The 18,791-nt window shown below is 71.9% G+C and carries 13 protein-coding genes; 4 read left to right on the plus strand and 9 right to left on the minus strand.

Translation table 11 applies throughout. The features are described from left to right. Window positions 1-116 precede the first annotated feature (116 nt). The 3 genes from glpK to MOPEL_RS12880 all read right to left on the minus strand — a co-directional run bounded on the left by glpK (window position 117) and on the right by MOPEL_RS12880 (window position 4,418). A complete protein-coding gene (gene glpK / locus MOPEL_RS12870; protein ID WP_009483303.1) occupies window positions 117-1,664 on the minus strand; it encodes a glycerol kinase GlpK in 1,548 nt (515 codons plus the stop codon). Between the two features lie 116 nt (window positions 1,665-1,780). Continuing rightward, the gene (locus tag MOPEL_RS12875; RefSeq protein WP_009483304.1) at window positions 1,781-2,542 is read right to left on the minus strand and encodes an MIP/aquaporin family protein; all 762 of its coding nucleotides are present in this window, start codon (window positions 2,540-2,542) and stop codon (window positions 1,781-1,783) included. Window positions 2,543-2,672: 130 nt separating this feature from the next. Beyond that, window positions 2,673-4,418: a glycerol-3-phosphate dehydrogenase/oxidase gene (locus MOPEL_RS12880; protein ID WP_009483305.1), complete on the minus strand. Its 1,746-nt coding sequence runs from the start codon at window positions 4,416-4,418 to the stop codon at window positions 2,673-2,675. A 166-nt stretch (window positions 4,419-4,584) separates the two neighbouring features. Between MOPEL_RS12880 and MOPEL_RS12885 the strand changes: the two genes are divergently transcribed. Beyond that, entirely contained in the window at window positions 4,585-5,562 is a 978-nt protein-coding gene (locus MOPEL_RS12885) for a sugar-binding transcriptional regulator (protein WP_009483306.1), read from the plus strand. Then, entirely contained in the window at window positions 5,559-6,536 is a 978-nt protein-coding gene (locus MOPEL_RS12890) for a ferredoxin family protein (protein ID WP_009483307.1), read from the plus strand. The genes MOPEL_RS12885 and MOPEL_RS12890 overlap by 4 nt, the downstream gene beginning before the upstream one ends. Here MOPEL_RS12890 and MOPEL_RS12895 read toward each other — a convergent pair whose 3' ends face one another. Then, window positions 6,537-8,018, minus strand: coding sequence for an APC family permease (locus MOPEL_RS12895; RefSeq protein WP_040634523.1), 1,482 nt, complete (start codon window positions 8,016-8,018; stop codon window positions 6,537-6,539). Between the two features lie 285 nt (window positions 8,019-8,303). Then, on the minus strand, window positions 8,304-10,412 hold the full coding sequence (locus MOPEL_RS12900) for a DNA gyrase/topoisomerase IV subunit B (protein ID WP_009483309.1): 2,109 nt from the start codon (window positions 10,410-10,412) through the stop codon (window positions 8,304-8,306). 399 nt (window positions 10,413-10,811) lie between these two features. Between MOPEL_RS12900 and MOPEL_RS12905 the strand changes: the two genes are divergently transcribed. Together MOPEL_RS12905 and MOPEL_RS12910 are read left to right on the plus strand one after the other, a co-directional pair. Further along, the gene (locus MOPEL_RS12905) at window positions 10,812-11,015 is read left to right on the plus strand and encodes a DUF7455 domain-containing protein (protein WP_009483310.1); all 204 of its coding nucleotides are present in this window, start codon (window positions 10,812-10,814) and stop codon (window positions 11,013-11,015) included. A gap of 128 nt (window positions 11,016-11,143) precedes the next feature. Further along, window positions 11,144-11,665, plus strand: a complete 522-nt coding sequence (locus MOPEL_RS12910; protein WP_009483311.1) for a DUF456 domain-containing protein — start codon at window positions 11,144-11,146, stop codon at window positions 11,663-11,665. 450 nt (window positions 11,666-12,115) lie between these two features. Here the strand turns inward: MOPEL_RS12910 and MOPEL_RS12915 are convergent, their stop codons facing one another. The 4 genes from MOPEL_RS12915 to MOPEL_RS12930 all read right to left on the minus strand — a co-directional run bounded on the left by MOPEL_RS12915 (window position 12,116) and on the right by MOPEL_RS12930 (window position 18,790). Next, window positions 12,116-12,538 carry an SCO2097 family morphological protein gene (locus MOPEL_RS12915; RefSeq protein WP_009483312.1) on the minus strand — a complete coding sequence of 141 codons (423 nt, stop codon included), beginning with the start codon at window positions 12,536-12,538 and terminating at the stop codon, window positions 12,116-12,118. 167 nt (window positions 12,539-12,705) lie between these two features. Next, the gene (gene dinB, locus MOPEL_RS12920; RefSeq protein ID WP_009483313.1) at window positions 12,706-13,938 is read right to left on the minus strand and encodes a DNA polymerase IV; all 1,233 of its coding nucleotides are present in this window, start codon (window positions 13,936-13,938) and stop codon (window positions 12,706-12,708) included. 102 nt (window positions 13,939-14,040) lie between these two features. Beyond that, complete coding sequence (locus tag MOPEL_RS12925; protein ID WP_009483314.1) at window positions 14,041-14,814, minus strand: methyltransferase domain-containing protein; 774 nt, start codon at window positions 14,812-14,814, stop codon at window positions 14,041-14,043. Between the two features lie 97 nt (window positions 14,815-14,911). Beyond that, a complete protein-coding gene (locus MOPEL_RS12930; protein WP_009483315.1) occupies window positions 14,912-18,790 on the minus strand; it encodes a DNA polymerase III subunit alpha in 3,879 nt (1,292 codons plus the stop codon). Between the last annotated feature and the right edge of the window lies 1 nt (window position 18,791).

The following is an 18,791-nucleotide window of genomic DNA, read 5'->3' on the forward strand; positions in this document are numbered from 1 at the left end:
GACGTCATCTTACGGATTGGGACGAGCGGACGGGACGACAGGGGCCCGGACACGCCTGCGCCCGGCTGCGGGCGGCAGCCGGGCGTAGGGCGACACGGGTCGCGGAGTACCCGAGATCAGTCGATGTCGTCGTCGACCCAGTCGAACGTCTTCGTCACGGCCTTCTTCCACTGACGGAGGAGACGCTCACGCTCGGCGTCCTCCATCTGCGGCTCCCAGCGCTTGTCCTCGACCCAGTTGTCGATGACGTCCTGCTCGCCGTCCCAGAACCCGACGGCGATGCCGGCGGCGTAGGCCGCACCGAGCGCGGTCGTCTCGGCGACCTTCGGCTTGACGACCGGCACGCCGAGCATGTCGGCCTGGAACTGCATGAGCGTCTCGTTGGCGGTCATGCCACCGTCGACCTTGAGCTCGGTGAGCTCGACGTCCTGGGTCTTCGCGTCCTCGACCATCGCGTCCATGACCTCGCGGGTCTGGAACGCCGTGGCCTCGAGAGCGGCGCGGGCGATGTGGCCCTTGTTGACGTACCGGGTGAGGCCGACGAGCGCACCGCGGGCGTCGCTGCGCCAGTGCGGGGCGAACAGGCCGGAGAACGCGGGCACGAAGTACGCGCCACCATTGTCCTCGACCGACGCGGCGAGCTTCTCGACCTCCGGGGCGGCGGTGATGATGCCGAGGTTGTCTCGCAGCCACTGGATGAGGGAGCCCGTGACGGCGATGGAGCCCTCCAGGGCGTACACCGGCTTGTTCTCGCCGATCTTGTAGCAGAGCGTCGTGAGCAGGCCGTTCTCGCTGACGACCGGCTCCTCACCGGTGTTGATGAGCATGAAGTTGCCGGTGCCGTACGTGTTCTTCGCCATGCCCTTGGTGAAGCACGCCTGACCGAACGTCGCCGCCTGCTGGTCGCCGAGGTCGCCGGCGACGGGGGTGCCCACGAGGAGGCCCTGCGGACGGCCGAGGCCGTACACCTCGGAGGAGGACCGGATCTCGGGCAGCATCGACATCGGGATCGTCATGTCGGCGCAGACGCTCTCGTCCCACGCGAGCTTGCGGTAGTCCATGAGCATCGTGCGGGACGCGTTGGTCACGTCGGTGACATGGACACCACCCTGTGTGCCGCCCGTGAGGTTCCAGATGACCCACGTGTCGGTGTTGCCGAAGAGCAGGTCGCCCTTCTCGGCCTTCTCGCGCGCACCCTCGACGTTGTCGAGGATCCACTTGACCTTCGGACCGGAGAAGTACGTCGCGAGCGGCAGACCACAGATGTCCTTGTACTTGTCGGCACCCTCGTCACCCGCGAGCTCGTCGCAGATCTTCTGGGTGCGGACGTCCTGCCAGACGACCGCGTTGTAGACCGGCTCGCCGGTGTTCTTGTCCCACACGACCGCCGTCTCGCGCTGGTTCGTGATGCCGACCGCGGCGATCTCGTGGCGGTTGACCTCCGCGCGCGAAAGGCACTGGCCGACGGCCTCACGAACGTTGGTCCAGATCTCCTTGGGGTCGTGCTCGACCCATCCGGCGCGGGGGAAGATCTGTTCGTGCTCGAGCTGACCGACGCTGACGATCTGCCCGCCGTGGTCGAAGAGGATCGCCCGCGAGCTCGTGGTGCCCTGGTCGATGGCGAGGACGTACTTCTTCGGGGTGGTGGTGTCCTGAGTGGTCATGTCTGGCCTTTCACGTCGTTGTGATGGAGGCCGTGGGGCGCTCGTGGCGAGCGCCCCACGGCCGGTCGAGCGGGTGTCGAGATGCCGATCGTGTGTTGTGGGAGTTCGCGTGTCGGTCAGAAGACCTGTGCGAGGAGGCCGGCGAGGAGGCCGCCGAGCAGCGGGCCGACGACCGGCACCCAGGCGTAGGCCCAGTCGCTGGAGCCCTTGCCGCGGATGGGCAGCACGGCGTGGGCGATGCGGGGGCCGAGGTCACGGGCGGGGTTGATGGCGTACCCGGTGGGGCCACCGAGGGAGAGGCCGATGCCGACGACGAGCAGCGCGACGGCGAGCGGACCCACCTGCGCGGGGGTGTTGCCGAACCGCAGGACGACGTAGACGAGCACGAACGTGGCGAGGGTCTCGGTGACGACGTTCCAGCCGTAGGAGCGGATCGCGGGGCCGGTGGCGAACACGCCGAGCTTGGCCTCGGCGGGGGCGTCCTCGTCGAAGTGCTTCTTGTACACGAGGTAGGCCGCGACGGCGCCGATGAACGCGCCGACCATCTGGGCGGCGAGGTAGACGAGCGTCGAGGCGACCGTCACCGGCACGCCCTTGGCGTATTCGCCGGCGCCGCTCGCGAGCATCCCGACGGTGACGGCCGGGTTGAGGTGCGCGCCGGAACGGTAGGCGGCGTACACGCCGGCGAAGACCGCGAGGCCCCACCCGAACGTGATGACGATCCAGCCGCCGTTCTCGGCCTTGGACTTGGGCAGCGACACGCCGGCGACGACGCCCGCGCCGAGGAGGATGAGGATCGCCGTTCCGAGGGTCTCGGAGGCGAAGACGTCCGCGAGTGACACCGCGGGTGCCGCGGCCGCGGCGAGTGTGTGGACCATGGCTCTTCCTTACACGTCGTTGTGTGGAGCGTCGTTGTGCGGAGCGGGGGGTGGGTGGGCGCTGATCGTGGATCGTCACGGTACAGAGCCGCGAGTGGGGCCGCGGCGTGGTGCCGCGGCCCCGGCTGGATCAGACGAGCGGCACGACGTCGGGCGCCTGGAGGCGGGCGGCGCTCGCGTCGGCGTCGGAGTGGGTGGCCTCGGCGGCGAGTTCGGCCTGGGTGCGTTCGCGGTAGAGCTCGATCTCGCGCTGCATGGTGGCCTCGTCCCAGTCGAGCAGCGGGGCCATGATGCGGGCGATCTCCTCGGAGGCGGCGGCACCGCGGTCGCGCTGCTCGTAGTCGAGACGGACACGCTTGCGGAGGATGTCCTCGAGGTGGAGGGCGCCCTCGTGGGTGACACCGAAGACGACCTCGGCGCGGATGTAGGCGGGGGCCTTCTCGAGCGGGGTGCCGAGTTCGGCGTCCTGCTCGACCATCTCGAGGATGTCGGGCAGCTCGTCGCCGTAGCGGTCCAGGAGGTGCTGCACCCGCTCCGGGGTCCAGCCCTGGTCGTCGGCGATGCGGTCGCGCTGGGCCTGCCAGGCGGCGTAGGCCGCGGCACCGACGAGCGGGGTCTGCTCGGTGACGCACGGGTGGGCCTTGACGTTGTCCTTGCCGCCGGTGCGCTCGAGGGCGAAGTCGACGGCGTCCTCGGCCATGACGCGGTAGGTCGTGAGCTTGCCGCCCGCGATGGCGCAGAGGCCGGGCATGACCTCGGCGACGGTGTGCTCGCGGGAGACCTTGGCCGACTCGCCGCCGCCCTTGCTCTTGGGCTGCAGCAGCGGGCGCAGACCGGCGTAGGTGCCGATGATGTCGTCGCGGGTGAGCTTGCTCGCCAGCACGGAGTTGGCGTGCTCGAGGATGTAGTCGATGTCCTCGGACGTCGTCACGGGGTGGACGAGGTCCTCGGTCCACTCGGTGTCGGTCGTGCCGATGACCCAGTAGCGATCCCACGGGATGATGAAGAGGACCGACTTCTCGGTGCGAAGGAAGATGCCCGCCTGGCCGTCGATGCGGTCCTTCGGGATGACGATGTGGATGCCCTTGCTGGCGAGCACCTGCAGGCCGCCGTTCCTCGTGGCGAGGTCCTGGGTGCGCTCGGTCCACACACCGGTCGCGTTGATGACGTACCCGGCGTGCACCTCGATGTCGCGGCCCGTCTCGAGGTCGCGCACGACTGCGCCGACGACGCGCTCGTCGCCGCCCTTGTAGTCCTTGAGGTAGTCGACGACCTGGGCGCGGCTCGCGGCGAGGGCGCCGTACTCGGCGGCCGTGCGCACGAGGTCGATGACGAGGCGGGCGTCGTCGACGCGGGCGTCGTAGAAGCGGATGGCGCCGATGAGGGCGTCCTCGCGGATGTCGGGGAACAGCTCGCGCGCGCCGTCCTTGGTGTAGTGGCGCTGGCTCGGCACCGCGCTGTGACCGCCGCCGCCGAACTGGGCGAGCATGTCGTACATGCCGACGCCGACAGCGCTGTAGGAGCGCTCGACGACCGGGGTCTTGAGGGGCCACAGGAACGGCTGGGCCTTGACCAGGTGCGGCGCGGTGCGCGTGAGGAGCAGACCGCGCTCCTTGAGGGCCTCGGCCACGAGCGCGAAGTTGAACTGGTAGAGGTAGCGCAGACCACCGTGGACGAGCTTGCTCGACCACTGGGAGGTGCCGCCCGCCCAGTCCTGGGCCTCGACGATGGCGACCCGCAGGCCGCGGCTCGCGGCATCGAGGGCGATGCCTGCGCCGGTGACACCGCCACCGACGACGAGAACGTCGACGGGCTCCGTGCTCATGCTCTCGAGAGCCTGCTCCCGCTGCGTTCGGTTCAACCGGTTGAGCTGCATGTCGTCCTCCTGGGCGTCAGCGTCGACGGGCCGCGGCCATGACCGCGGCGTCTGGTTCACGGTGGGGCGCCACCCTCGGGGGCGGCGCCGACCTCCCTCCCAGGATGACCCGCCGCGTCCGTTCGTGCACCACCCCTGCACGAACGTGCACCTAAGCTTGGTCGACATGGACGAACGCGAGCTGGCGACCGTGGCGCACTCCTACTATGTCGTCGGGGAGACGATGGAGGCGATCGCCAAACGCGTCGGCGTCTCCCGATCCACCGTCTCGCGGATGCTCGCCGACGCGCGGGAACGGGGCATCGTCCGCATCACGATCGACACGCCGTCGCACGACTCCGCCGGTCTCGACCGGCACCTGGCCCACCTCGGGGTCTCGGCACACGTCGTCGACGTGCGGGAGGGCGCCTCGCCCCTCGCGCGCCTCGACGCCGTCGCCCGCACGGCCGGCCACCTCGTGAGTTCGCTCATGGGAGACGGGGACTCCCTCGGCATCGCGTGGGGCACGACGACGACCGCCGTCGTCGACCGCCTCCCCGCCAAGCCGCTGCGCGACGCCACCGTCGTCCAGCTCAACGGCGCGGCGAGCAGCTGGACGAGCGGCATCGCCTACGCGGGCGACCTCCTCACCCGGGCGGCCGCCGCCTACGACGCCCACGCCCAGCACTTCCCCACCCCGGCGTTCTTCGACGCCCCCGAGGCCAAGCGCCTGCTCTGGCACGAGGCCTCCGTGCGGCGTGTCCTCGACATGCACCGGAAGCTCTCCGTCGCGCTCTTCGGCGTGGGCAGCCTCTCGGCCGAACTCCCCTCGCACGTCTACACCGCCCACTACCTCTCCCCCGCCGACCTCGCCGAGCTCGAGGCCGAGAACGTCGTCGGGGACGTCTGCACCGTCTTCGTGCGGGAGGACGGGACGTACGCCGACATCGCCCTCAACGACAGGTCGAGCGGCCCCACCCCCGGCCTGCTCCGCAGCCTGCCCCGCCGCATCTGCGTCGTCGTCGGCGCCGCGAAGGTGCCCGCCCTCGTCGGGGTCCTCCGGTCACGGGCCGTCACCGACCTCGTCGTCGACCGCACCACGGCGCTCGCCCTCGTCCGTCACCTCGAGCACCGCCCACCCCTCGCCGTTAGGCTGCCGGGGTGAGTGCTCCCGTCCGCCGCCCCGAACCCGCGCCCGACTCCTGCGCACGGATGTGGGCCGACGCAGACGAACCCGCCTGGGGGTCTGCCGCGCCCGCGACGTTCTGGGTCGCGCTCGAACAACCCGGTCCGTGGGGCAACAAGGCCCTCACCCAGTCCCGCCTCGACCCGCAGGTCGGTCGCGAGCTCGAGTCCCGGTGCGCCGCCGCCGGCGGTCGCGCCCTCCTCATCCGCAGCACCGGCGACCACCAGCTCCGGCGCGAGGAGTGTCCCTCCCACCGGCGCCTCTACGTCGCCGGCGGCGCCCCCACGGGAACGCCGTGGCTCCTCACCGGAGACATCGGGGATCCCGCCCGCGTGCTCGACCTGCCGTTCGACACGCTCGCCGGTGCCGACCCCACCCCCGCACTGACCGCGGTACCCGCGCTGGCTCTCACGTCCGAGGCGACTCTGCTCGTCTGCACGAACGCCCGCCGCGACGCGTGCTGTGCCGTCCTCGGCCGTCCCCTCGCCCTCGAGGCCGGGAGCCTCAGACCGGAACAGGTGTGGGAATGCACCCACACCGGCGGCCACCGCTTCTCGCCCACCGGTGTCGTGCTCCCCACCGGCGCCACCCTCGCCCGACTCACCACCGACCTCGCCGTCGAGGCCCTCGACGCCGCCGCCCGCGGCGAGGTGGGCACCGAACTCCTCGCACCCCGGCACCACCGCGGACTCGCCCACCTCCCACCGCCGCTCCAGGCCGCCGACGGGTGGGTGCGCCACCGGCTCGGGGAGCCCGACGTCGCCGCCCTCACGACCCGCCGCATCGGCGCGACCGACGACGGCGGCGTCCTCGTCGAGGTCGTCCACCGTGACGGCCGACGCCACGTCGTCTCCGTCGTCAAGACCCACGACGAGGCCCGGCCACGCAGGAACTCCTGCACGACCGGGCCCGTCCCCGCCGAGAGCTGGCAGGTCACGCCGCAGGGCGACTGATCACATGTGGGTGCGTCCCTCGCGCTGGTGACGAAGGTCGAGGACCTCGACGTGACCACCGAGCTTGTCGACGCGCTCCGGACCGTCGTCGTCCTGCCCCATGCCGAACAGGCGCGTGACCACCCACAGGACGATGCCGACGACGAGGAGGACGCCCGCGACGACGTAGTCGTGGGAGTCCCGACCGCTCAAGGGGCTCGCGAGGAACCCGGCCGAGAGGGCACCGAGAACGGCGACCACCGTGGGGACCCGGAAGTGGTCGTGCTCGACGTGGTCCTTGCGGAGGACGAGCACCGCGACGTTGACGATCGTGAAGACGATGAGGAGCAGCAGCGACGTCGTGCCACCGAGGGCCTTGAGGTCGGCGAACCAGACGAGCCCGAACGCGAGCAGCGTCGTGAAGACGATCGCCACCCACGGCGTACGACGCTCGGCGTGGACCTTGCCGAAGACCTTCGGCAGGACACCCTCGCGCGCCATGCCGTACAGCAGGCGCGACGCCATGAGCATGTTGATGAGGGCCGTGTTGGCGACGGCGAACATCGTGATGACCGCGAAGATGCCGATCGGGAACGCCGGGGCTCCCGCCGCGATGACCTTGAGCAGCGGCGTCTCGCCCTCGCCGAGCTCCGAGACGGGCACGAGCATGACCGAGGTGATGGCGACGAGGACGTAGACGATCCCCGTGATCGTGAGGCCCGTGAGCATGATCTTGGGGAAGACCTTGGCCGGGTTCTTCGTCTCCTCGGCCATGTTGACCGAGTCCTCGAAGCCGACCATCGCGAAGAACGCGAGCGCGGTCGCCGCCGTGACGGCACCGAACGCCGTCTCGCCCTCGGGGAAGTGGATCTGGGTCAGCGGGGCGACGTCGCCCTTGCCCGAGAAGAGGGCGTAGGCGCCGATGCCGATGATGATGACGAGGCCCGAGAGCTCGACGCACGTGAGGACGACGTTGACCTTGACGCTCTCGCTCACGCCTCGGAAGTTGATGCCCGCGACGATGAGCATGAACCCGAGGGCGACGAGGAGGAGCATCGTCGCCCCCGTCGCCGAGTCCCACCCCATGACCGAGGCGAGGTTGCCCGCGAAGGCCTTCGCTGCGCTGCTGCTGCTCGTGAGGCCCGAGGCCATGACGGTGAACGCGACGAGGAACGTGACGAAGTGGACGCCGAATGCGCGGTGCACATACACCGCTGCGCCACCGGCCTTGGGGTACTTCGTCACGAGCTCGAGGTAGCTCATCGCCGTGAGGAACGCGACGGCGAACGCGATGAGGAACGGCAGCCAGACGGCGCCGCCGACCTCCTTGGCGACCTTGCCCGTGAGGGCGTAGACGCCCGTTCCGAGGATGTCGCCGACGATGAAGAGGAGGAGCAGGCCCGGCCCGATGCGCCGGACGAGGCCGGGTTCGCCGTCCCGCCCCTCGTCGGCCGGGTCGGCGCCACCGTAGGCGGTGTTGATGTCGTCGTCGCTGTCAGCCATGGGGCACACAGTGGCGGCTCGTCGGGGAGGCGGGAACCCCCGCACGGTCACGAAACGATAACGACTGCTCGGGTGGGAGACCGCGCCCCCCGTCTCCCCGACACCGTCGACTCACCGACACGGCGGCACACCCCTCCCGGTCGGCACGCCGGGGCCGTCTCGGACGCCGTGACGCGGCGTCCGTCACGTGCACGGCGCCGGCCACACCCCGTCGGTGCGATCCCCGGGACGGGCCGACCCCGCGCGGGTCCCCCGGCCGGCGACCCGCAGGGACCGGGGTGAGGGTCACGCGTCGATGCGGTCGCGGTCGAGGTAGTCGGCGGCGTCGACGAGGAAGTCCTTGCGCGGCGCGACGTCGCTGCCCATGAGGAGGTCGAAGATGCGCTCGGCACGTTCGGCATCGGCGAGGGTGACCCGGCGCAGCGTGCGCAGTCGGGGGTCCATCGTCGTCTCCCGCAACTGCGCCGCGTCCATCTCGCCGAGACCCTTGTACCGCTGGATCGGCTCCTTGTATCGCCGACCCTTCTTGTTGAGCGTGGCGAGGGTGCGACGCATCTCGTTCTCGTTGTACGTGTAGACGAGCTCGCCCTTGCGCGAGCCCGCGCCGAGGACCTCGATGCGGTGCAGCGGCGGCACCGCGGCGTACACCCGCCCGGCGGCGACGAGCGGTCGCATGTAGCGGAAGAAGAGCGTGAGCAGCAGGGTGCGGATGTGGGCGCCGTCGACGTCGGCGTCCGTCATGATGATGACCTTGCCGTAGCGGGCCGCGTCGAGGTCGAAGGTGCGGCCGGAGCCCGCGCCGACGACCTGGATGATCGAGGCGCACTCGACGTTCTTGAGCATGTCGGCGACGCTCGCCTTCTGCACGTTGAGGATCTTGCCCCGGATCGGCAGGAGTGCCTGGAACTCCGACCGACGCGCGGCCTTGGCCGTGCCCATGGCGCTGTCGCCCTCGACGATGAAGAGCTCGGTGCGGTCGGGGTCGTTGCTGCGGCAGTCGTAGAGCTTGCTCGGCATCGAGGAGTTCTCGAGCGCGTTCTTCGTGCGCTGATTCTCCTTGTGCTGCCGCGCCGAGATGCGCGTCTTCATCTCGGAGACGACCTTCTCGAGCAGCTGCGTCGACTGCGCCTTGACGTCGCGCTTCGAGGAGGTGAGGAGTGCGGTGAGCTCCCGCTCGACGACGTGGGCGACGACCTGCCGCACCGCCGAGGTGCCAAGGACCTCCTTCGTCTGCCCCTCGAACTGGGGCTCGGCGAGCCGCACCGTGACGACCGCGGTGAGGCCCGCGACGATATCGGCCTTGTCGACCTTGTCGTTGCCGACCTTGAGGCGGCGGGCGTTGTCCTCGAGCTGCTTGCGGAACACCTTGAGCAGCGCCTGCTCGAAGCCCGTGCAGTGCGTCCCGCCCTTGGGCGTCGCAATGATGTTGACGAACGAGACGAGCTTCGTGTCGTAGCCCGTGCCCCACCGGAGCGCGATGTCGACGCCGCACGTGCGCTCGACGTCCTGCGCCGTCATGTGACCGCGGTCGTCGAGTACCGGGACCGTCTCGGTGAAGGTGCCCTCGCCCTGGAGCCGCCACACGTCGGTGACGGGCGGGTCGGCGGCGAGGAAGTCGGTGAACTCGGCGATGCCGCCCTCGTAGCGGAACACCTCCTCGTGCGGCCCCTCGGCGCCGGGCGTGCCGGGCAGGCCCCGCTCGTCGCGGACGACGATCGTGAGGCCGGGGACGAGGAACGCCGTCTGCCTAGCCCGCGACACGAGGTCCTCGTAGGAGAACTCGGCGGCGCGGAGGAAGATCTGCCGGTCGGCCCAGTACCGCACCCGGGTACCGGTGACGCCCCGCTTGACCTTGCCGACGATCTCGAGCTCGCCCCGATGCATGAACGGTGTGAACGTCGACTCCGGCGACGGCCCCTGCGGGCCGTCCTCGAAGCGGCCCGGTTCGCCGCGGCGGAAGCAGAGACGGTGCGTCTTGCCCGAGCGGTCGACCTCGACGTCGAGCCGCGAGGACAGCGCGTTGACGACACTCGCGCCGACACCGTGGAGACCGCCGGAGGCCGTGTAGGACCCGCCACCGAACTTGCCACCCGCGTGGAGCTTGGTGAACACGACCTCGAGACCCGACAACCCCGTGCGGGGTTCGACGTCGACGGGGATGCCTCGGCCGTCGTCCCCGACCTCGACCGAGCCGTCGGCGTGGAGCACGACGTCGATGCGGGTGCACTCCCCCGCGAGCGCCTCGTCGACGGAGTTGTCGATGATCTCCCACAGGCAGTGCATGAGTCCGCGCCCGTCGGTGGACCCGATGTACATGCCCGGACGCTTGCGGACCGCCTCGAGGCCCTCGAGGACCTGGAGATGGCGTGCGGTGTACGACTCGCCTGTGCTCAATGCGACTCCCTTGCATGTCAACGGCCCGTGTGGGCGCGTGCGGCGTTGGAAGGGTATCGACCGCCACCGACAGCCCGTACACGGCTCGCTGTTCGCCCCGTCGCGCCACCCCTCCGGGAGCAGTGCCTGCCCCCCCGGACCCGGCCGCGGCCACCCCCTCGCCCGCCCCGCGCGCCCGACCTCGCCCGTGTCAGGAGGCGTCGTCCGTCGCCGCGTCGTCCCCACCACGTGCGACCTCTCACGTTCGACCCCGGCGCCTACGCGAGAGCCCATCCCCGCCGATGAGGGAGGAGCGCCACACCGGGCCCGCGGGCTCGGGAACAGAACCGCGTGCTTCACTGTTGAGACAGGTGAGCACCACGCGCCACCGGCGCATGACATGAGAACGGAAGGCTCGACGTGACAGCAACCCTGGCCCCTGCCCTCACCACGGCCGATCGATGCGACCGTTGCGGCGCGCAGGCCTACATCCGAGTCCGGCTCGAGAGCGGCGGAGAACTCCTCTTCTGCGCCCACCACGGCCGCGCCCACCTGCCCAAGCTCTCCGACGTCGCCGCCGAGATCCAGGACGAGACCGGGCGTCTCCACGGCGAGGACGCCTGAGTCACTCTTTCCTGCACCGCGGCCCGCGCAGCGATCAGCCATCGACACCACGACGCCGGGTGTCTCCCCTCCACGGGGAGGCACCCGGCGTCTGCGTTCTCCGGCGCCCCCACCGGTAAGGTGCGGTCGTGCTCATCGCCGTCACCGTCATCGCTGCGCTCGTCGTCCTCGCCGGGCTCGTCGGCATCATCGTGCCCGTGCTGCCCGGCCTGGCCCTCGTCCTCGTCGCCGTCGCCGGATGGGCCCTCGCCGTCCAGCACCCCGCCGGGTGGACGGTCCTCTTCTTCTCCTTCGCCATGGCCGTCGCCGGGTGGGTGCTCCAGTACCTCCTGCCGGCCCGCCGCATGCAGGCCTTCGGCGTCCCGCGGCGCACCCTCCTCGTCGGTGCGGGCGTCGGCATCGTCGGGCTGTTCCTCCTGCCGCCGCTCGGCCTCCCCATCGGCTTCGTCCTCGGCGTGTTCGGTGCCGAGTTCGCCCGCCTCGGATCCGCCGAACAGGCGTGGCCGAGCGCCGTGCAGGCCCTCAAGGCCGCCGCGGTGAGCTACGGCATCGAGCTCACCGTCGCCGTGATGATCGCCATCGCCTTCGCCATCGGCGCCTCCGTCGTCGTGAGCGGTTCCCTCGCCGCGGTCCCCTCCCCCACGGTCTGATCGGTCTCGCCTCGTCGGGACCGGAACGGCACCGTCGACGAGGGATCCCCGGCTCCGGGATCCGCGGAATGGACCGAGCAGGCCTCCCGTCATCTCCTCGGCGTCCTCGTCGCCGCCGGATGCCGACAGGCCGACGTGGTGACGCCGACGATCCACCTCGGCGACCAGGACGGCCGTGACGGGCCGCCGTCTGCGTCCTGGGGATCACACGCCCACGACGATGAGCCTGCCGAGCGGGGGCATCTGCTCGGGCCGTGCCCGATCGTGGATCAGGTGGGGCGTCGGTTCCGTCGTCGGGGGTCCGGTCGATCGTCGCCCGTCCGGTCCGTACACCCCGGGACACCCCGGGGTCGCCCCGGTGGGGCTCACCACGCCGGTCGTTCGGGCGTAGACGACGATCCCCTACCGGGCCGGCCCGATGGGGGATCGTCGTAGGTGGTGGGGACGCGCTCAGTAGGCGCCGCCGCGGCGACGCTCGTCCCAGCGGTTCTCCATGCGCTGCATGAACCGCCCCTGGCGATCGTCGGCGGCACCACGGGTGCGGCGGGCGCGGCCGGTGTGACGGGTGCGTCCGGTGCTCGTGTCGGTGAGGGTGGCGCCGTCGGCGCCGCCGCTGCCCACCCCCGAGGCCCAGGCGACACCGGCGACCATGACGGCGAAACCGAGACCGCCGAGCCAGATGAGTTCGAGACCGACGCCTGCGACGACGCAGGCGAGGCCGAGGACGGCGACGCACAACCCGGCGACGACACGCTTCTTCGGGGGGCCGGCGCGGCGCTGCCCCTTCATCGAGGAGGCGAACTTCGGGTCTTCGGCGTAGAGCGCACGCTCCATTTGCTCGAGCAGCTTCTGCTCGTGCTCGGACAGTGGCACCGCGACCTCCTTCTGTGAGGACAGCCCATGTGAGCGAGATGGGAACGTAATCGACAACGCGGGCGTCGTCCTCGTGGTTCCTCCCCGGCGATCGACATGGCGGCAGATCACCGTGAGAACAAGAGTACGACCCCGACGGCCCTCGTGGTAGGTCGGCGGGACGCCGCTCAGGTCGGCCGTCCCTCCGGGCCGTCGCGGGAGACGAGCGAGGCAGGACGCACCGCCCCCGCACCGAACCGGGCACGCGCCCGGTCCATCGCGAGGTCGGCGTCACGCCATCCGTGCTCGGGCTCGTCGAGCATGCCCTGCACCGGCGTCGCGTCGGCATCGGTGAGGCCCTCGAGCCGCACCCCGACGAGACGGATGCGGGCCCGCTGGAGGCCCAACGCGTCGAAGAGGTCCCTGACGACGAGGTAGATGTCGCGGCCCACGTCGGTGGGGTCGCGCAGGGTGCGTGACCGGGTGATCGTCGTGAAGTCGGCGAACCGCACCCGGATCGTCACGGTGCGGCCAGTCATGCCCGCGTCCCGGGCCCGCCCCCCGACCTTGTGGGAGAGATGGAGGAGGCGCCGGTGGATCTCGGCGGGGTCGTCGATGTCGGCGGCGAAGGTCTCGTCGGCGCCGACGCTCTTCTCCGTACGGGTGGGGGCGACCGGCCGCGGGTCGCGCCCCCAGGCGAGTTCGTGGAGCGCCGCCCCGTGCTCACCGAGCGCCCGCCGCAGGGTCGCGACGGGGGTGTGCGCAAGGTCGGCAACCGTGACGAGGCCGAGCCGGTGGAGCTGCTCCTCCGTGCGGTCGCCCACACCCCACAACGCACCGACGGGCAGCTGCTGGACGAAGGGCACGACGTCCTCGACGGGGACGACGACCATGCCGTCGGGCTTGGCGAGGCCGGAGGCGAGCTTGGCGACGAACTTCGTCGGCGCGACCCCGACGGAGCACGTGATGCCCTGTTCGTCGGCGACCGTGTCTCGGATGGCCGCGCCGATCGTCGCCGGTGACCCGAGCCGACGGACGGCGCCGGCGACGTCGAGGAACGCCTCGTCGAGGGAAAGCGGCTCGACGAGGGGTGTGACGTCGTGGAACGTCGCCATCACCGCGGCGGAGATGCGGGCGTAGAGGGCGTGGTCGGGCGGCAGGACGGTGGCCTGCGGGCAGAGACGACGCGCCCGGGACATCGGCATCGCCGAGGTGACGCCGAACTCGCGTGCCTCGTACGTCGCCGACAGGACGACCCCTCGGTGACCTCCGCCGATGATGACGGGTGTCCCCACGAGGTCGGGATGGGAGAGGAGCGTCGCGGAGGCGTAGAACGCGTCCATGTCGACGTGGAGGATGGTGCAGCCGGTGTCGTCGAGGTGATCTGGTTGCGCGGGACGGGTGAACCGACGACGGCTCATCGACGGACCTCCCGGGACGGAACTGGAATGACCACGCACCGAGACGCAGCCACGCACGGGTGGGACGAGCGGGAGGGGGCGGCGTCGTGGCGCGCCGACGCCTCAGTCGTCACGCACGGCGAGGACGTGCAGCCCGGCCCCGAGGCGGCCGAGGAAGGCCGCGGCCGTGCGTTCCGCGACGGCCTGTTCGAGGGCGAGGAGGCCCGCCCGGTCGGCCTCGGTGTCGAGGTAGGCGGAGGGGACGAGATCGGTGAAGACGCGCACCCCCTGCGTCGAGACGGGCCGAAGCCCGCTGGCGACGAGGCGCGCGTGGATCTGCTCGACATCGAACCGGCGGGGCAGCGGATCGGACTCCCCCCAGCGGCCGTCGGCCGAGACGAGCGCGGTGCGGGCCGCCTCGAACTGGCCGGCGAGGGCACGGGAGAGCACCGCGGCGAGCCGCTGGGCGACGAGGAGGCTGACGACGCCGTCGGGGGCGAGGACGTCGTGGAGTGAGGAGATCGTCGCCGCCGGGTCGTCGACGTACTCGAGGACGCCGTGGCAGCAGATGAGGTCGACGGGCTCGTCGAGGACGTCGGCGAGGGTGTTCGAGTCGCCCTGACGGCCGTGGACCCGCTCGGAGACGCCGGCTTCGCGGGCGCGGCGGGCGAGGGAGGCGAGGGCGTCGGGACTGGGGTCGACGACGACGACGTCGTGACCGGCCTCCGCGAGCGGCACGGCGAACCCGCCGCTGCCACCGCCGAGGTCGAGGACCCGCAGCGGGCGACCCAGCTGCTCCTGCTGACGACGTGCCGACGCGGCGACGACCTGCCACACGGCCGCCGTGCGGATCGAGCTGTCGACACCCGTGCGGCGGATGCGCTGCTCCTCGGACATGGCGTGCCCCCTCCTCGGGACGGGACGCGCCGGCACCGGTGGGGTCGGCCGCGCCCGTGACGTTGCGGTTCGCCGCCCACTCTAGGGCGTCCGTGCCTCATCGCCCGGCACTCCCCGGGCTCGTATGCCACAACGGACGGGACGGTTGGGCCCAACCGGTGGCGAGGGCCGCGAGCGCGCGGCTCTGCCGGGCGGGGGTTCCGGCGGGGGCGATGTCGGCGTACGGGGACTGCGTGAACCCCGACGCGTGCCGCAGCACCCGCGTCGGCCGGAGACGGGCCCCGGCGGATCCTGCGGCGTCGGTCGTCACGGTCGCGGGGGTCATCACCGCCCGGGCGGCCTCCACCCCACCGGTGGACCACGCGTCCCACACCTCGAGGAGGTCGTGCGCGGCCGTCGCGCGGATCGACACCCCCCGGGGACCGGTGCGGCGGGTGACCCCGCGCACGACGAGCAGCCAGTGATGGAACACCGTCATCGCGCAGGCGCCCTGGACGTCTTCGAAGAAGGCCGCGTCGACCGGTCCCGTCGCGTCGTCGAGGGTGAGGAACACGACGCGACGGCCCGAGCGCACGGGCGGGGTCTGGGTGGCGACCTTGACGCCCGCGACGAGGATGTCGCTGCGCGTCCGCACCTCGCGGAGGTCTCTCGCCCTCACGATGCCGAGGTCGTCGAACATCTCGGCGTAGGGCTCGAGGACGTGGGCGCTCACGTCGAGTCCGAGGATGTCGAGCTCGGCCTGCACGCGCTCGGCCGGGCCGAGTTCGGGCAGCCCGCTCGCCGGGGTGGGTTCGGGACCGATGTCGAGGGCGAGCTGGACCGACCGTGCCCCGGCAGAGGCCACCGGCGCCGCACCACGCGACTGCCCTGCCGCACGGGACCGCACGTCAAAGACCCGCCCGGCCTCACCCCGTCGACCCGTGCCGACGCCGGTGAGGCCGCGATCGTCCCGACGATCACCTCCCTCACCGGCTCCACGCGCGTCGCCCCCCCTGTGGACGGCGCTGTCGTACCGGGCGCCGCCTCGGGCACGTCCTCGCGCATCGGCCCGGTTCCATCGGTCGAGTTCGGCGACGTGGAGCAGGAGGTCGCGTCGGGTGAGCGCCCCGCGGCGCCCGAGACCGCCGCGAGAGGCGACGTCGATGCCGTAGAGCTCGTCGAGCGCCCCGGCGAGGACGAGCCGTTCGAGCACCGGGCGGCTCGGCCGGGCCCGCCGGGCGAGGTCCTCGAGACCGGCGTAGGGCCGGCCGGCGACGATGCGGGCGACCTCGTCGTCGGAGATGCCCTTGACGTCGGCGAGGCTCACCCGGATGCCGAGGACCTCGTCCTCGCCGCGTTCGACGCGGTAGGTGTCGCCGGAGGCGTTGACGTCGAGGCCGAGGATCGGGATGCCGTGGGTGCGGGCGTCGTCGAGGATGAGGCGCTTGGGATACATGCCCGGGTCGTGGGTGAGGACGCCGGCGAGGAACGCCGCCGGGTGGTGGGCCTTGAGCCAGGCGCTCTGATAGGTGGGCAGCGCGAACGCGGCCGCGTGGGCCTTGCAGAAGCCGAAGCTCGCGAAGGCGGCGAGGACCTTCCAGATGCGGTCGCGGTCGGCCGGGGAATATCCGCGGGCCGCAGCGGCCTCCCGCCACCACGTCTCGACCTCCTCGCGCCCCTCGTGGGTGCCGAGCGCACGCCGCACCTCGTCGGCCTCGGCGAGGCTGATGCCGCTCGTCGTCACGAGGATGCGGAGGACCTGCTCGTGGAAGACGACGACGCCCCACGTCTCGGCGAGCGCGGGTTCGAGGGAGGGGTGGAGGTATTCGGGCTCCGCCCAGCCCTGCCGAGCGCGGAGGAAGGGGGTGATCATGTCGGACTTCACCGGCCCGGGCCGGAACAGGGAGATGTCGACGACGAGGTCCTCGAAGGTCTCGGGGGCGAACCTGCCGACGAGTTCCCGCTGGCCGGGGCTCTCGATCTGGAAGCAGCCGAGGGTGCGGGTGGAGCGGACGAGTTCGAAGGTGCTCGGGTCGTCGAGGGGGACGCAGTCGCGGTCGTCGAGGTCGACGTGGGTGCCCTCGACGCGGGCGATCTCGGCGGTGGCGTACGCCATCGCCGACTGCATGCGGACGCCGAGGACGTCGAGCTTGAGGAGCCCGAGAGCCTCGACGTCATCCTTGTCGAACTGGCTCATGGGAAACCCGAGCCCGCTCGCCTCGACGGGCGTGCGGTCGAGCAGGCCGAGGCCGGAGAGGACGATGCCGCACGGGTGGAGGGCGAGGTGGCGGGGCAGCCCGTCGAGGCGTTCGACGAGGTCGAAGAGCACCTCCATGCGGGGTGCGGTGAGTCCCATGCCGGCGAGTTCGGGCAGCTCGGCGATGGCCGTGCGGGCGTCGTGGGCACGGATGTGCGGAAAGGCCTTGGCGATCGCGTCGATCTCGACGGCGGGCAACCCGAGTGCGGAGCCGACGTCGCGGATCGCGTGCCGCACCCGGTAGGTCTCCGTCATCGACACGCACGTGACCCGCTCCCCGCCGAAGTGGTCGAGGATCAGCTCGTACGTCTCGGTGCGGCGGGCCGCCTCGACGTCGACGTCGATGTCGGGCAGCTGTGCCCGCAGGGGGGTGCAGAACCGCTCCATGAGGAGGCCGTGCGGGAACGGGTCGACGCCGCTGATGCCGAGGAGGTGGTTGACGAGGCTGCCCGCCCCGGACCCGCGGGCCGCGACCCGCACCCCCGCCCCGCGGACGAGGTCGCAGACGAGCGCGACGGTGAGGAAGTACGTCGCGTACCCGAGGGAGGCGACGACGTCGAGTTCGTCGTCGAGGCGGGCGGTGATGCGGGCGAGGTCGGCCTCCCGCGCGTGCGGGTAGCAGCGGGTGACGCCGGCACGGCACCGCTCGGCGAGCACCCGCTGGGGATCCTCGCCGGGGGCAAGGCCGAGGACGTCGGGCTCGGGCAGGTGGACCGAGCCGAGACCGATGTCGTGGCGGGGGTGTTGGACGCACTCGGCGGCGACCGCGGCGGTGACGTCGAGGAGGGCGCGCGCCTGGTGGGTGTCGCCGGTGAGCCGTTCGGCGATCGCCGCCATCGTCGCCGTCGAGGCGAGGTGGCCGGCCGTGCTCACCCGGTCGAGGTGGCGGTCGTCGAGCACGGTGAGTCGCCGCGCCGCGTCGAGGACGTCGACGATCGGCGCCCCCTCCGGGCCGGCATGGCGGACGGCGGCGGTGAGGACGCACGGCACCCCCACCTCGCGGGCGAGCCGGAGGAGACGCCGGGCCTGGGAGGCGCTGCGGACCTGCCCCGGCGGGGCGTCGTGGCATGTGGCCTCGACGACGAGGGCCTCCCCGAGGAGAGCCCGCCATCGCAGGAGGAGTTCCCGCGCCCGGTCCGGGCGGTCGAGGATCGTGCGCCCCACGTCGGAGTCCGGCCCGAGGAGGACGAGCAGCGGGGAGGGCCCGCCGTCGCGGGGGCCGGCGACGGCGTCGGCGAGCATCCGCGGGGTGACGGCGGGGCGGCCGCGCTCGACGCCGGACAGATGGGCCGCGGTGACGAGGCGGCACAGCGCCGCCCATCCCCGACCCGGCGCGACCCCGGCACCGGTGCCCCGGGCGAGGACGACGACCCGCGACGCCCGGTCGTCGACGAAGGCACCGCCGCGGACCGGCGTGCGCGGAGCCCGTGTGCCGACGGACCCGGGGAAGGGCCCACCCCGCCCGTCGCGTCCACCGGCTGGAGCGCCCCCACCGGGGACGGTGGGGAGGAGGGGCCGGGTGGCGGTGAGATCGAGGGCGAGGTCGACCCCGATGACGGGAGCGACTCCTGCCGCGACCGCGGCACGGACGAACCGCACCGATCCGTAGAGACCGTCGCGGTCGGTGAGACCGAGGATGCCCTGCCCGTCCGCGACCGCCGCGGCGACGAGCTCGGCAGGGAAGGAGGCCCCGTACCGCATGGAGCTGCTCGAGGCGACGTGCAGATGGGCGAAGGGCACC

Source organism: Mobilicoccus pelagius NBRC 104925, from assembly GCF_000247995.1.
Lineage (GTDB): Bacteria > Actinomycetota > Actinomycetes > Actinomycetales > Dermatophilaceae > Mobilicoccus > Mobilicoccus pelagius.